General features: G+C 35.6%; 10 protein-coding genes and 1 tRNA gene. 1 reads left to right on the plus strand and 10 read right to left on the minus strand.

All coding sequences use genetic code 11. The features are described 5' to 3' along the window. Positions 1–2 precede the first annotated feature (2 nt). A complete protein-coding gene (locus BUC23_RS03395; protein ID WP_073205415.1) occupies positions 3–2,852 on the plus strand; it encodes an alpha-amylase family glycosyl hydrolase in 2,850 nt (949 codons plus the stop codon). Between the two features lie 114 nt (positions 2,853–2,966). On the opposite strand, the gene acs is transcribed toward BUC23_RS03395, so the two are convergent. The 10 genes from acs to BUC23_RS03450 form a co-directional block, all read right to left on the minus strand. After that, positions 2,967–4,874 (minus strand): acetate--CoA ligase, encoded by a 1,908-nt coding sequence (gene acs, locus BUC23_RS03400; protein ID WP_073205418.1) that lies wholly within the window; start codon positions 4,872–4,874, stop codon positions 2,967–2,969. Between the two features lie 15 nt (positions 4,875–4,889). Continuing rightward, positions 4,890–6,791, minus strand: coding sequence for an AMP-binding protein (locus BUC23_RS03405; RefSeq protein WP_073205421.1), 1,902 nt, complete (start codon positions 6,789–6,791; stop codon positions 4,890–4,892). Between the two features lie 40 nt (positions 6,792–6,831). Continuing rightward, on the minus strand, positions 6,832–7,191 hold the full coding sequence (locus BUC23_RS03410) for a response regulator transcription factor (RefSeq protein ID WP_073205424.1): 360 nt from the start codon (positions 7,189–7,191) through the stop codon (positions 6,832–6,834). Positions 7,192–7,194: 3 nt separating this feature from the next. Then, positions 7,195–9,900 carry a sensor histidine kinase gene (locus BUC23_RS03415; protein ID WP_073205428.1) on the minus strand — a complete coding sequence of 902 codons (2,706 nt, stop codon included), beginning with the start codon at positions 9,898–9,900 and terminating at the stop codon, positions 7,195–7,197. A gap of 313 nt (positions 9,901–10,213) precedes the next feature. Then, a complete protein-coding gene (locus tag BUC23_RS03425) occupies positions 10,214–10,438 on the minus strand; it encodes a DUF6814 family protein (RefSeq protein ID WP_073205434.1) in 225 nt (74 codons plus the stop codon). Between the two features lie 10 nt (positions 10,439–10,448). Then, on the minus strand, positions 10,449–11,987 hold the full coding sequence (locus BUC23_RS03430; protein WP_073205437.1) for an MFS transporter: 1,539 nt from the start codon (positions 11,985–11,987) through the stop codon (positions 10,449–10,451). 31 nt (positions 11,988–12,018) lie between these two features. Further along, on the minus strand, positions 12,019–13,269 hold the full coding sequence (locus BUC23_RS03435; protein ID WP_073205440.1) for a DcaP family trimeric outer membrane transporter: 1,251 nt from the start codon (positions 13,267–13,269) through the stop codon (positions 12,019–12,021). Between the two features lie 105 nt (positions 13,270–13,374). Continuing rightward, positions 13,375–13,794, minus strand: a complete 420-nt coding sequence (locus BUC23_RS03440; RefSeq protein WP_073205443.1) for an IS1/IS1595 family N-terminal zinc-binding domain-containing protein — start codon at positions 13,792–13,794, stop codon at positions 13,375–13,377. Between the two features lie 328 nt (positions 13,795–14,122). Beyond that, the gene (locus tag BUC23_RS03445) at positions 14,123–14,662 is read right to left on the minus strand and encodes a hypothetical protein (RefSeq protein ID WP_073205446.1); all 540 of its coding nucleotides are present in this window, start codon (positions 14,660–14,662) and stop codon (positions 14,123–14,125) included. 635 nt (positions 14,663–15,297) lie between these two features. Next, a tRNA-Phe gene (locus BUC23_RS03450) sits at positions 15,298–15,370 on the minus strand. Positions 15,371–15,384 lie beyond the last annotated feature (14 nt).

Here is a 15,384-nt window from a genome sequence, read left to right on the forward strand (position 1 = left end):
AGATGAAAAAAATTACTTTATTATTTTTACTAATATCATCTATTAGTTTTGCGCAATTCACAACAACGCCTTCGCCGGCGATTGCTAGTGCTTCTGTTACGCTAAATTTTAATAAAATGGGAACGCCATTAGCTGCCTATACAGGCACAATATATGCGCATATTGGTTTGACCGTTAATGGAACACGATGGCAAAATGTCAAAGGAACATGGGCGAACAATTCAACTCAGCCTGCATTAACATTTATTTCAGGAACTACTTATAAATTAGATCTAACACCTGATTTATATACTTATTTTGGAGTTCCACTTTCTAGTTCTATCACTGAAATTTGTGTTGTATTGAGAAATGACGCTGGAAACATGCAGACTGCGGATACTTTTTTTAATGTTGGAGCTTTTCAAGTAAATCTAACAGCTCCAACTGAAAATAGTTCAACAATAATTGCATCTGGAGCCAGTTTTAATATTTCCGCAACAAATACAGGCGGCAATGCCAGCTATAACTTAAAAGCAAATGGCACTAGCATAAATACAAATGCAAGTACAGCTAGTTATGCTTTTAATGATACTAATATTACCGGTAATAGAAATTATGTATTGGAGGTAACACAAGGAAGTACTACGGTAATTAAAAAGTTTACAGTAATCGTAAATCCAGGAGCCGTTAGTGCAGTAATGCCTGCAGGTTTATTGGATGGAATCAATTATAACAGTGCGGATTTTACTAAAGCAACTCTGGTTCTTGATGCTCCGTTAAAGGATTTCGTGTACGTAGCCGGTAGTTTTAATAACTGGCAGCCGGACGCAAACTATGCCATGAAAAAGGACCCTGTTTCAGGAAAATTTTGGTTGGAACTAACCGGATTAACATCGGGTACCAATTATACCTATCAATATTGGGTAGTTGACGCAACGCCTATTGCAGGGACGCCTTCTCTGGTAAAAACCGCGGATCCTTATTCTACTTTAGTATTATCGGCCGATGACGATCCTTATATTCCGGCTGCATCTTATCCAAATTTGCCTGTATATCCTACAGGTCAACAAAGAGAAGTGACTGTTTTGCAAACGGGTCAAATGCCTTATGCTTGGAGTGCTTCAACGACTAATTTTGTAAAACCTGAAAAGGAAAAATTGGTGGTTTATGAACTTTTGGTAAGGGATTTTGATGCGGGTAGAAGTTACCAAAGTGTAATTGACAGAATTGATTATTTCAAAAATTTAAAAATAAATGCCATCGAATTATTACCAGTAATGGAATTTGAAGGAAATGAAAGTTGGGGTTACAACACTTCTTTCCATATGGCATTGGATAAGTTTTATGGTACTTCAAGTAAACTTAAAGAATTGATAGACGTATGCCATCAAAACGGAATTGCAGTAATTCTGGATGTTGCATTGAATCATGCTTTTGACAGAAATCCAATGGTTAGAATGTGGATGAACGATCCTGATGGCGACGGCTGGGGTTCTCCTTCAACAGAAAATCCTTATTTGAATACTGTGGCGAAACACAGTTATAGTGTAGGGAACGATTTCAATCATACTTCGGACTTGACGAAAAATTACGTAAAAAGAGTAATAAAACAGTGGATTCAAGAATATAAAATTGACGGTTTCCGTTGGGATTTAACCAAAGGCTTTACGCAAAATTGTACGGCAAATGATGAAACTTGTACAAATGCGTATCAAGCAGACAGAGTTGCTATTTTGAAAGATTATGCCGATTATTCTTGGAGTCTAGATCCAACACATTACACTATTTTTGAACATTTGGGAAGCGATACAGAGGAACAGCAATGGGCAAATTATAGAATTGCCGAAACTCCTAGCAAAGGAATCATGATGTGGGGTAAAATGACCGATCCATACAATCAATTGACTATGGGGTATAATTCTAGCAATGATATTGCAAGAATGAACAGTGCTAACCACGGTTTTACCAAAAACAGATTAATGGGATATGCTGAAAGTCATGATGAAGAACGATTGATGTATAAAAACATACAATATGGTGCCAATCTAAATGGCTATAATGTAAAAACTCCTGCAACTGCTTTGTCAAGAATGTCAGCTTTAGGAGCGGTTTCTTTATTAGTTCCGGGACCAAAAATGATTTGGCATTTTGGTGAATTAGGTTGGGATATTTCTATTTTTAGTTGCAATGATGGCTCTGTAAATACCTCTGCAGATGCAATTTCAGGAGACTGTAAATTGGACAAAAAACCGCAACCGCAATGGACAAATAATTGGTTAGGAGATGCCGGAAGAGGTAAGATTTATACGGATTGGGCTAAAATGATCAGTATGAAAATTGCGGAACCCGTTTTTTCTGGAACAGCAACGATGACAAGTGGTACTTCATTAACGCCTAATATTAAGATTACCAATGCCGCTTTGGCGGGAACGCAACTTAGAGATGTATTGGTCTTAGCTAATTTTGATTTGACTGCTAAAGATGTACCGACTGGTTTTCCTTATACCGGAACTTGGTACAATTTGATGGATAATTCTTCAATTAATGTCACTAATGTGAATGCTCCGATTAATATTCCCGCAGGCGGTTTTCTAATTTACGGTAATAAAGTAGCAAACTTAGCAATTGCTAATTATGAAAAAACCAATACGGTTAATTTATATCCAAATCCTGCTTCAAGTTATTTTACGTTAAATACTAATACCACTAAAGTTCAGGTTTTCTCAATCACGGGACAAATGGTAAAAAGCTTTAATGGTAATCATTCGAAAGATACTCCTTTTGTGATCAGTGATTTAAGCAAAGGACTGTATATTGTAAAAGTTCTGAATGATAACAATGAAACAGAAGTAATGAAATTCATAAAAGAGTAAAATTTACATCGAATATTAAAAAGGCTGTCTCTAAAAAGACAGCCTTTTTTTGTACAAAAAAACTGCTTCCAAAGGGAAGCAGTTTTCAACAAATTACCACAACTAAAAAAAAATTTATACTTTTTCGTTTTTTATTTCTTCTACGATTTCAGGATTCAATAGAGTGGAAATATCACCAAAATTAGAATAATCTCCTTCGGCAATCTTACGCAAAATTCTACGCATTATTTTACCAGAGCGGGTTTTTGGTAAACCAGAAACAAACTGTATTTTATCCAGTTTTGCAATTGGTCCTATGTGATCGGATATGTGCTGGTTTATCTCTTTGCTAAGGTTTTCTCGATCACGATATTCTCCTGTTTCTTTCAAAATTACAAAACCATACAAGGCATTTCCTTTGATGTCATGTGGGAAACCTACAATGGCAGATTCTGCAACTGCCGGATGTTCATTTATGGCGTCTTCGATTGGTGCCGTTCCCAGATTATGTCCGGAAACAATAACTACGTCATCTACACGACCTGTAATTCTATAATATCCAACTTCATCACGCAAAGCGCCGTCTCCAGTGAAATATTTGCCTGGAAAGGCAGAGAAATAAGTGTCTTTATATCGTTGATGATCGCCCCAAATAGTTCTGGCAATTCCCGGCCAAGGAAATTTAATACACAAACTGCCCGTAACCTGATTTCCTTCTATTTCGTTGCGTCTTTCATCCATTAAAACGGGCTGAACTCCTGGTAAGGGAAGCGAAGCATAGGTTGGTTTTGTTGGAGTAACAAAGGCAATTGGTGAAATCATAATTCCTCCGGTTTCGGTTTGCCACCACGTGTCAACTACCGGACATTTTTTGTCTCCTACGTGGTTATTGTACCAGTGCCAAGCTTCTTCATTGATTGGTTCTCCGACAGAACCAAGGACTTTCAAAGAGGTTAATTGGTAGCGCTGAACGTATTCAATACTTTCTTTTGCCAAAGCTCTAATGGCGGTTGGAGCGGTATAAAACTGAGTTACTTTGTGCTTTTCGATTGTTTGCCAAAAACGACTGAAGTCAGGATAGGAGGGAACTCCTTCAAAAATTACGGTCGTCGCTCCGTTCAATAGCGGGCCGTAAACAATGTAGGAATGTCCGGTAATCCAGCCTATATCAGCGGTACACCAAAAAATATCATTTTCTTCATAGCTAAAAACATTCTTGAAAGTGTAAGCAGTATAAACCATATAACCAGCCGTAGTATGCACCATTCCTTTTGGTTTTCCTGTTGAACCCGAAGTGTAAAGGATAAACAAAGGATCTTCGGCATCCATAATTTCTGCAACATTATTATCTGATGCTTGGTCTAAAAGAGGCTGCAACCATTGATCACGACCTTGTTTCATCTTTACGGAAGTATTCGTTCTCTTAACCACTAATACGTTTGAAACTCCAGGACAACTTGTCAAGGCATCGTCAATTATTCCTTTTAAATCAATTGTTTTATTACCACGATAACCACCATCGGATGTGATGACCATTTTACAATCGGAGTCATTTATTCTTGTGGCAACAGCAGAGGCAGAGAATCCCGCAAAAACAACCGAGTGGATAGCTCCAATTCTGGCGCAAGCCAAAGTAGTAATGGCTAATTCAGGAATCATTGGTAAATAAATACACACACGATCTCCTTTTTTTACGCCTTGTTCTCGCAATACATTTGCCATTTTACAGACCCGCTCGTGCAATTCATTATACGAAATGTGTAATGCTTCTTCATTGGGGTCATTCGGTTCAAAAATGATCGCCGTTTTATCTCCTTTTTTAGCAAGATGTCTGTCGATACAGTTTTTAGTGATGTTTACTTTAGCATCAACAAACCATTTTATTTCGGCTTCAGCCATATTAAAATCGACAACTTTTTCCCATTGTTGATACCAAGTGAAATTTTCGGCAGCAATTTTGTCCCAGAATTTTTTTGGTTCGCGAACTGATTTTTTGTATTCTTTAAAGTATTCTTCTAAGGTGTTAATTTTATAGCGACTCATAATTATGATATTTTCTTATTTAGTATTATAAACTCCGATTTCATATTTTTTCAAAACAGTAATTATTTCATCAACAATGGATTCATCATCAATCGTAGATGGGATTTGATAATTTTCTCCATCAGAAATGCTTCGCATCAGTTTTCTCAGGGTTTTTCCGGAACGTGTTTTTGGCAATCGTTCTACAATTACAACATTTCTCAGGGAGGCAACCGCGCCTATTTGTTGGCGAACTAATTTTATGATTTCCTGCTCTAATTGAAAATGTTCAATTTCAGCATCTAATTTGGTTACAACCAAAGCCAAAGGAGTTTGTCCTTTTAAAGCATCATTTATACCTATTACGGCACACTCCGCAACCGAATGATGGGATGCAACAATTTCTTCCATTTCAGCTGTCGAAAGGCGATGTCCGGCAACATTAATCACATCATCCACTCTGCCGGTAATGAAAATATAATCGTCTTCGTCTTTAAATCCACCATCACCAGAGAAATAATAACCCGGAAATTTATTTAAATAACCTGCTTTAAATCGGGGATTGTCATTCCATAAATCCATTAAAGTTCCGGGAGGCAACGGTAATTTCAGTACCACATAACCTTCTTCATTTGGACCTAATTCAGTGCCTTTTTCGTCAAATATTGTAATATCAAAGCCACAAACCGCTTTTCCTACTGAACCGGGTTTTATGGGCAAATATTCAACACCCATCATATTGGCAATCATTGGCCAACCTGATTCTGTTTGCCACCAATGGTCGATTGCCGGAACAGGAATGTGTTCTAAATACCATTCTAATGTTGCGACATCACAACGTTCACCTGCCAAAAATTGTGTTTTCAAAGAACTCAAATCATATTTTTTAATGAAATCTCCGTTAGGATCTTCTTTTTTAATAGCACGAATAGCAGTGGGTGCAGTAAACATAGTGTTGACTTTATGTTCTTCGATAATTCTCCAGAAGGCACTGGCATCAGGCGTTTTAATTGGTTTTCCTTCAAAAATGATGGTGGTATTTCTATTGATTAATGGACCGTAAACAATAAAACTATGTCCAACAACCCAGCCCACATCTGAAGCGGCCCAGAAAACCTCATTTTCTTTTACACCATAGATATATTGCATCGAAAATTTAAGCGCCACGGCATAACCACCAGTATCTCTCACAATTCCTTTTGGTTTTCCGGTTGTTCCCGAGGTGTGAAGTACATATAAAGGATGCGTTGCATTTACTGGAACACAAGGCGTTTCTTCCGATCCGTAAACTAGCGCATCATAATCAACATCATATTTTTTAAACGGAACTCTTGCTCCTAATTTTCTGTTGAAAACGATTACTTTTTTTGGTCTGTGAGAAGCTAATTCAATCGCTTCGTCCACTAATGGTTTGTAGGCGATTAAACGGTCAATTTCAATTCCTGAAGAGGCAGTGATGATCGCTTTAGGTTTGCAATCGTCAATTCGAATAGCCAATTCATGCGGTGCAAAACCGCCAAAAACTACCGAATGTGTCACGCCAATTCTGGCACAAGCAAGCATTGCAAACGCAGCTTGCGGAATCATTGGCATATAAATTATTGCAGTGTTGCCTTTTTTTAAACCGAGTGAGAGCATTCCTCCGGCGAGTTTTGCCACTTCAGCTTTTACTTCAAAAAAAGTATATTTTTTTACAGTTTGTGTTACCGGTGAATCGTAAATAAGTGCAATTTGGTCTCCATAACCATCTTGAATATGCTTGTCTAATGCCAAATAACAGATGTTTAATTCTCCGTCTTTGTACCAAACCGGATATCCATTTTCATCATTTGATATAATAGTTTCAGGTTTATTATACCATTCTATCGCCATCGCCTGTTCTTTCCAGAAAGCTTCAGGTTGATTAATGCTGTTAGTATAAAAATCTTTATAATTCATTTTGTTGTTGGTTGTTTATAGTTTTAAAAAATCCAATATTTTAAATTAATCCTTGGACCTGTTCTACCAGTTTTTTGACCGAAAAAGGCTTGAGTACATATAAATTTGCACCTAGAGAAAGTCCTTTTTCAATGTCTTTTTCTTTGTTTTTTGCCGTTAGGAAAATAACCTTGCAATGTTTCAGTCGTTCGTCTTTTTTAATTTGTTCCAATGTAGCGTAACCGTCAACCATTGGCATCATTACGTCCAGAATGATCACATCCGGAAGTTGATTCTTCAAAATCTCTAAAGCTTCCTGTCCGTCGCGTGCAATGAAAACTTCAAAATTGTTCTTTTTGAATGTGTATTCAAGTGACATGACAATATTTGGTTCGTCATCTACAATTAAAATTTTTTTCATTTTTTAATAATTTTCAGTAGTATTATAATTGGGTAAAGTGAAAATAAATGTCGCTCCATTTGTCTCCGTGTTATCCGCCCAAATCTTTCCTTTATGGTGTTCTATAATCTGTTTGCAAATGGCCAATCCTAAGCCGCTTCCGATTGGTTTTTTTACATTTTGATTTCTGGATTGATAAAATTTATCAAAAATGGCTTCAAAATCTTCTTCTTTAATTCCTTTGCCATTATTATGAATACGGACTTCAACAACTTCTTTTTTCTCTGTTATTTTGATGCTGATTTTTCCAGCAGTTTCGGAGCTGAACTTAATAGCGTTTGATAACAAATTGTAAATGACCTGAATGATTCGTTCTTCATCATAAAATGCTTTTATTTCTTTAGAAGCTTCATCGAACTCAATGCCTATCTTTTTATTTTTAATCAATTGCTTCAATGAAAGCAATGTTTTTTCTACAGTTTTAGAAATGTTATTTTTCGAAAGATAGATTTTTTGTTTTCCCGTTTCGAATTTTTCTAAATCCAGAATTTTGTCTATCAAACGATTCAAACGATCCGATTCGGAAATGATATTCTGCAAGAACTGTTTTCTCAATTCCTCTGGAATATCGTCATCGTCATGAAGGATTTCGCTTGCTGCACGGATCGCGGTTATTGGCGTTCGCAACTCATGCGTAACCGTATCCAGAAATTCGTCTTTTTGAATGTCTTTGTTGACCAATTCCTGATTGGCATTTTTTAGCTGAATGGATATTTTTTTTAATTCGTTGGAAGTGTCCGTCAGCTTCTTGTTGATGATTATGTTTTCTTTGGATTCTTCGAGAATTCGCAACACTTCAGTAAGGCTGATTTTATCTTCTTTTACCACACTCGATATTAATATTTTGGCGGAAGCCGTACCAATATGTCCTGTCAATAAATTCTCGGCGAACTTTATAAACCGGGCATCAGCTGTGGTGATGTTTTTATCAATATTGTATTTTAAATTGAAAATGGTCATGGCTCTTTTTGTTCTTTCTTCTCCAAGAAATCGCTGTAAAACTTTTTGAATATCAGAAATATAAGCGGTTCCTTTCCATACAAATGCATCTTCATGATTGGTGATGTACTTGTCAATATCCACAAACATTTCGGCATAATTGCGTTCCCTGTAATTTCCTTTGAAACTTACAGAAATAGCGGCATAACAGATAACGTTAAAAAATAAACTCCAAAAAACAGCATGCGGAATTGGTTCCAGATAATCTAATCCAAAAAGTTGAAACGGTTTTAACAATGCAGTTCCCCAAGGCCCTTCCTGAATAAATAAGCTGGAAGATTTTGTAATTCCAATGGCGTAGGGAATTAGTAAAGTGTAAAAACAAATCAAAAAACCAACGATAATTCCTGTTATAGCTCCTTTTTTTGAACCTCTTCTCCAGAACAACGCGCCAAAAAATGAAGGTGCTAATTGTGCAATAACTACAAATGAAACCAAACCGATTGAAACCAAAGAGTAATCTAAAATAAAAATTCTATAGATGGCATACGCCAAAATAATGAGTAAAAAAATACCTATTTTTCGACTAATCAGAATCCGTTTACTGTTTTTTTCTTGAGAAGAATTTTCGAGCGAACCAATAAAGCCATAAGGAATCAACAGATTATTACTTAACATGGTTGCCAATGCAATTGATGAAACAATAATCATGGATATGGCTGCAGAGAATCCACCAAGAAACACTAAAACGGTCAAGAAATTGTTGTTGAAAAATTGAGGAATCAGCAGCGAATAAGTATCGGAGTTCAATCCTTTATCTTCAAAAAGAATATTTCCTCCCCACGCAATTGGGAATACAAAAATATTGAAGAGCAATAAATACAATGGAAAAAGCCACATCGCTGTACGAATATGAGTTTCTTTATTGTTTTCAACAATGGCAGTGTGAAACTGTCTTGGCAAAAGGAAAATGGCAAACATGGACAACAGGCAAAGGAAAAACCAATTTATTCCGTTTGTTAAGTCACCGATCGAATTTTTCTTCTCAAAATTTTCAAGAACAGCAGCTTTGGTGTAAATGTCTCCGAAACCATCGTAAACAAAATAGGTTACATAAATCCCGATGATCAAAAAGAAAACTAATTTCAAGATAGATTCCATTGCGACTGCGGTAACGATTCCGCGTCTTTTTTCGGAAGCATCTACATATTTTGTTCCATAATAGGAGGCAAATAAAGCCAAAGCGAGGCAAACATAAGTAGTAGTATCCGTAAAAATGTTCTCACTTGATTGTGTTTTTGTAACAATATGAAAGGTATCTGAAATCGATTTTAACTGTAAAGAAATGTACGGGACAATACCAAACACACAAATCATAGTAACCAATGCGCCAAGAAATCTACTGTTTCCGTATCGTAAGGAAATAAAATCGGCAATGCTGGAGATTTTATTTACTCTCGAAATTCGGATAATTCTCTTGAGGATAACCATCCAAGTAGGGATAATTATTATTGGACCTAAGTAAATAGGTAAGTAACTTAAACCAGATTCTGCGGCAACACCAATACTTCCATAATAGGTCCATGCAGTACAATAAACCGCCAAGGAAAAAGAATAGATATAGGGATTATTTGTCCATTTTGAATGGCTTCTTTTTTCTGCCCAATAGGCGATGTAAAAAAGAATGGACACATAAAGTGCTAAAATTAATAAAAGTCCTATGCTACTCATAATATCTTTTTATGATTAGGTAGGTGATGGCAATTGAAAATAACCATGCAGAAAAAATATAAATATACACGATTGGAAAACCAAAAAGCGGCTTGGAACTGTCAAATAAAAGCAAAAGCGGTATGTTCAACGCTAATAGCATTAGCATTGAAAGTATAACTAACTTTTGTTCGTGTCTTTTTTTCATTCGAAGATAATATTACTTTTCAGCGGAGAATGATCTCGCCATTCGTACTGCCGATTTCATTGTAATGAAAATAAGCAATCTCTACAGATTAATGTAGAGACTGCATATTATAAATTTATTCAATAATTATTTTTTTTCATCGTAATCACCCATCAAGGCATAATAGCCAAAGGTTCCTAATCCCAAAACGATTAATGGTGTAAGTATGAAAAGGATTATAATTCCAAATACTAAATCATCTTGTTTGCCGGACATAAATTTTGGTAATCCAAAGGTAAAGATGCAAAAATAAGCAGCTGCAATTGCTAAGGCGATCCAAACTAATCCTAAAATTCTTTTTATCTGATTCATAGCTGTTTTTTTAAATGTGAGTGTTTTTTGTGTCTTTGTTTTTAATGTAAATCATTCCTACTACAAAACATACAGAGGCAATGATAATTGGATACCAAAGTCCTTCTAAATAAAACTCAGCATCTCCAGCATCTTTTCCGTTAATAACTAAGTAAGTGGAAATAGCCGGAAGTAATCCTCCAAAAATTCCATTTCCTACGTGATAAGGAAGTGACATGGATGTGTATCTAATTTTTGCGGGGAACATTTCAACTAAGAATGCCGCAATAGGTCCATAAACCATGGTGACAAATAGTACTTGTATAAATACTAATAATATCAACGCCCACTTGTCATCCCAATTAATGTTGATAGTTGTTTTTGTTTCAATTTTTGGTTTTCCGTCAACTATTTTCGCCTTACCGTCCTCTAAAGATACCGTTTTTACTTCAAGAAATGTGGTTCCGTCAGTATACTCTTTGTTAGTGGTATAAATTGAATCCATAGTTTGCTTTTTGTTCTCTTTCAGTTCAGAAACTATTTTTGTGTTAGCAACTATTTCTGTTTTATTTTTTACAGATGTCGTTTCGTACATTTGCTTGTAAATAGGTCTGTATAATAAAATAGCGAGAAGCATTCCTCCCATCATAATGTATTTTCTTCCTATTTTATCACTTAGCCAACCAAATACAATGAAAAAGGGTGTTCCTAATACTAATGCAATTCCTAATAAAGTATCCACTTGAGAGGAGTCAATAGACATTACTGTTTTCATGAAACTCATGGCGTAGAATTGGCCTGTGTACCAAACAACCCCTTGACCCATCGTCGCTCCAAATAAAGCCAATAAAACGAATTTCAAGTTGTAACGATTTCCGAAACTTTCTTTCAAAGGATTAGTACTCGTATTTCCTTCTGATTTAGCTTTAGCAAAAACGGGAGATTCATCCATATTTTTTCTAATTAAATACGAAACTCCAACCATGATAATAGAAACCCAGAACGGAACTCTCCATCCCCATTCATCAAATTGTTCCGGAGTAAGAATGTTTCTTGTGGCTAAAATCACCATCAGTGAAATAAACAAACCAACTGTTGCCGTAGTTTGAATCCAGGATGTCCAATAGCCTCTTTGTCCGACTGGTGCATGTTCCGCCACATAAGTTGCAGCTCCGCCATATTCACCGCCAAGAGCAAGACCCTGAAGCATTCTTAATATTAATACTAATACTGGTGCCAAAAATCCAATGGTTTCATAGCTAGGAATACAACCAATCAGGAATGTAGCTCCACCCATTAATAGTAAGGTAACCATGAAGGTATATTTTCTTCCAATTAAGTCTCCCAATCTTCCAAAGAAAAGTGCTCCAAAGGGACGAACTACAAAACCAACTGCAAAAGTGGCTAGTGTCGCTAAAAAGGCTGCTGTTGGATTGTCTGCCGGGAAAAATTTAGTTGAAATTACAACGGCTAAACTTCCAAAAATGTAGAAATCATACCATTCAATCATTGTTCCCATGGAGGATGCGGAAATTACTTTCCAAATGCCTTTTGTTGATTTTTCTTTCATAAAATTGATGTTAGTGGTTTGGTTAATTATTTTAGAAATTATAGGTACAGGAAACCATAGCTCTTAGGTTACCAACGTCTTTTTTGTTTGTGGATGCTTTTGCATATAAATCAGCATCGCCCCACGTTGCTGTGGTGTATTCTAATTCTGGTGAAACTCGGAATTTATTGCTTTTGAAATCAATTCTTCCCGAAGCTCTCCATACATTGTCTACTACTCTTGGTCCCGTAATACCTCTGCCATATACTTGAGCGGTACTTCCGGCGGGGTCGCTTGCTCCGTTATTTTTGGTAGTCCCAAAGAAAAATCCAGGAGCAATTACTTTTCCGTTGCTTGCGATGTCAATCCAAAACGAAGTCGTTTTTGTTGGATCGTATGACTGAATTCCATCATTGGTCGCTCCTGTAAAACCGCCAAGCATCACTAAATTGTTTAAGTTGCCACCTGAAATTCCATAAGCTTTAATAATAATTTTGTCATTTGAATATTTAGCATAGCCAAATACGGAAGAGCTATTTACTTTTTCGGTAGTTACAATATTGGTTGCGCTAACGGTCAAAGGTTGCATCGATTTATACTCCAATCCTGCGCCTAAAAACCAGTTTTTTCCCTTATATTGAATTTGAGCATTTAAAGAAGGCAAAGTGGAATTAATTGAGGCTGCATTTTGAGTTCCTGTGGTACCAAGAGCAAAAAACTCTCTTTCTTTATATGCGGTAGCAATTACGGCAACCTCTTTGGTTAAGGCTTGTTTTAATTTAACTTGGGTTGCCCATCCAAAGGGATTAAACATAATTCCGGTATTAAAGTTTGCAACACCGGGAAAAACTTCGGGGATGAAAGTTGGGTACCAGGTTTGTCCCAAAGTTAAGGATGTTTTAGACCAATCCATATTTACATAGGCATGTCGTAATCTCAAAGTTCCAATGGTTCCATCTGTATTTCCGAAAAAATCACCTTCAATATTTCCATTCATTTTTGCGCCCCAAACATCAGGCCCCTTGACTTTAATTCCAAATCGAGACGTTATCGATAAAAAGTTCGATTGTGATACTGCATTTGCGTCCTTGCCGTTGGCGTCTAATGCAACATCCAAAGGATATAAATTTAAATTGTCCTCCCGAACAGTTGCAGATTTTCTAGAATCAAAGATGTAATCTGTTCTTACAAATCCATAAAGGCTGACACTCCAGTCTTTTTCAGCTGGCGCGGCTGGCACAGTCTGAGAATACCCTTTAATGGAAGTAATTCCAATCAAAAGAATAAGGCAACATTTTTTCATAATAAATAGGTTTGGTTAGGGGAAATGGTTAGTTTCAACACAGCCAAATTCTAATTTTTTGTTTATAAAAAAAATTTAGTTATATATTTGTGTAAAGTAGTATAGTTAGTCTTTGAATCGTTCCCATTTTATAAGCATAAACTTGTCCCCAAGCTCTGTTATTATCATACCTGCTCCTGAAAGTAAATCTTTGTTTTTTAGGTATTCCACCAGTTCTAAATGGTTAAAAATCTTATAGGTAGGATGGTAATTAGCATGGGAGGGTTTTTTGATATTAAATGTCTTCACCCAGTTACTTACCGTGACATGTGAAACGCCTAGAATGCGCTCTATTTCACGATAACTTAGTCCTTCCAAGTAGAGTTGTAATGCTTTGGTAACGTAATAATCGTCTATCTTTTTTCCAATTTTGTTCACAGTGAAAAAATACTTACAATTTTTACATAAGTACCTTTGTTTGCTGTTGACTACGCCGCTTTTTACTATATGATTATTTTGACATTTCGGACAGGTTAAAAGTTCCATGTATATAAATTTTGCATAAATATACTAATTTAGCAATTATTATTTTTCGAAATTCATAATAAAAAATAAAAATATTTACGAAACCCGCACTTATATTGGTAAAATGGGGTAATATCTCTAAAGTTGAAGTGTTTTTTGAAATCGATTTTTCGGCTTGTAAAAACGAAAACTTACAATAAGGTACTTTGCTGCATTTATAAAGTCTTAAACTAATGCTTTGTGATTGCGTCTTTTTTAGTATTCCGAGAATAAAAAAAGGATCTAGCTTTTAAAGACTAGACCCTTTATATGGCACTAATATTGAATTTTTTTAAAACACTTTCAAGTTTTAATTTACTCCTTTTAGGATTTCCCCGTTTGCATGAACTACTAATTTACGTACTTCATTGTTTTTTTTGATTTTTAGATGGTATTGTTTCTTTATTATATCTCCATCTTCCTGAGTAAATAGAAATTTGTCGTTGATAATTTGCCAACCTGGGAACTCTTTGTAAACAGAATAAATTACTTTGCTGGGCAGTCTTACGTTTTGATAGTTTTCTACAACTCGAGTTAATTTTCCGTTCGCATTATAAGTTGCTGCCAAGGAACCATTTTGGGTTTGCATAGTAACTAAATAGCTGTCAAATCCTTCGTAATCTTTCCCCAAATTATAACTAATAAATTGCTCTTGCAGTCCTCTAACGCTTGCGTCAGGGTTTTTGTCGGTTAAATAAACAGAGAAATCTTTTCCGGCACTCCTAATTACCACTTCGGGTAATTGTTCTAATTTAAGACTTCCTTCATCTGAATCACTACTTTTCTTATCTTGGCAATAAGAGCTGTTGGCGAACCCGAAAAAAAACAAAATTATGATAAATGATTTCATGACTTTTTTTATTAATTTAATATTAAATCACTAATTTTTTAATACTAAAATAAATTACAAGGTTTTAAATTTACTTCCCCTTTATATTTTCGGTAATTTATTTGTATTTAATAAATTGTTGTACGCAATAGGTCTGATTTACATTTAATTAAATTTGTTTTGTTTAGTAAAATTATGTTTTTTAACTAGGTAATTCAGTTAAAGTAATCCATTTTTTCTGTTAAAAATGAGTAGATAGTGTTGCTTTTTTTTAATAGGATTAGTGGGGTGTAGACGAAAAATTGAAATTTAAGACTGTCCGCTAAAAGGACCGCGATTATTTTTTACTATCATCAACAATAAGATTAAGAGATTAAGAGTCAATGTTGTCAAAAATAATCTTAAAAGAAATTACAGAATGTCGCGAATGAAACTTGATGTCTTTGTTTCTCATTGTTAAAATAGTACAAAGCCGGCATCTCTTAACCTCTTAACCTCACTGTTAAAAGATTATAATTTTTCAATATTTACAGGGGTTTTATGTGTTTCTCCAATATAGAATTTAGCAGCTGCTTTTGAATAAAGAATATAAAGATGATGCATTTTTCAAAATAGAATTAAAAACAGAAAACCCGAATATTTCTATTCGGGTTTTGTGGTACCTCCAGGGATCGAACCAGGGACACATGGATTTTCAGTCCATTGCTCTACCATCTGAGCTAAGGTACCGTGCTTATTGCGGG

The organism is Flavobacterium xinjiangense (genome assembly GCF_900142885.1).
GTDB classification, from domain to species: Bacteria; Bacteroidota; Bacteroidia; order Flavobacteriales; family Flavobacteriaceae; genus Flavobacterium; species Flavobacterium xinjiangense.

Excerpts from the sequence above, each read along its gene's own strand:
- BUC23_RS03395 (WP_073205415.1), top strand. The coding sequence starts at position 3 with ATGAAAAAAATTACTTTATTATTTTTACTAATATCATCTATTAGTTTT.
- acs (WP_073205418.1), bottom strand. The coding sequence starts at position 4,874 with ATGAGTCGCTATAAAATTAACACCTTAGAAGAATACTTTAAAGAATAC.
- BUC23_RS03405 (WP_073205421.1), bottom strand. The coding sequence starts at position 6,791 with ATGAATTATAAAGATTTTTATACTAACAGCATTAATCAACCTGAAGCT.
- BUC23_RS03410 (WP_073205424.1), bottom strand. The coding sequence starts at position 7,191 with ATGAAAAAAATTTTAATTGTAGATGACGAACCAAATATTGTCATGTCA.
- BUC23_RS03415 (WP_073205428.1), bottom strand. The coding sequence starts at position 9,900 with ATGAGTAGCATAGGACTTTTATTAATTTTAGCACTTTATGTGTCCATT.
- BUC23_RS03425 (WP_073205434.1), bottom strand. The coding sequence starts at position 10,438 with ATGAATCAGATAAAAAGAATTTTAGGATTAGTTTGGATCGCCTTAGCA.
- BUC23_RS03430 (WP_073205437.1), bottom strand. The coding sequence starts at position 11,987 with ATGAAAGAAAAATCAACAAAAGGCATTTGGAAAGTAATTTCCGCATCC.
- BUC23_RS03435 (WP_073205440.1), bottom strand. The coding sequence starts at position 13,269 with ATGAAAAAATGTTGCCTTATTCTTTTGATTGGAATTACTTCCATTAAA.
- BUC23_RS03440 (WP_073205443.1), bottom strand. The coding sequence starts at position 13,794 with ATGGAACTTTTAACCTGTCCGAAATGTCAAAATAATCATATAGTAAAA.
- BUC23_RS03445 (WP_073205446.1), bottom strand. The coding sequence starts at position 14,662 with ATGAAATCATTTATCATAATTTTGTTTTTTTTCGGGTTCGCCAACAGC.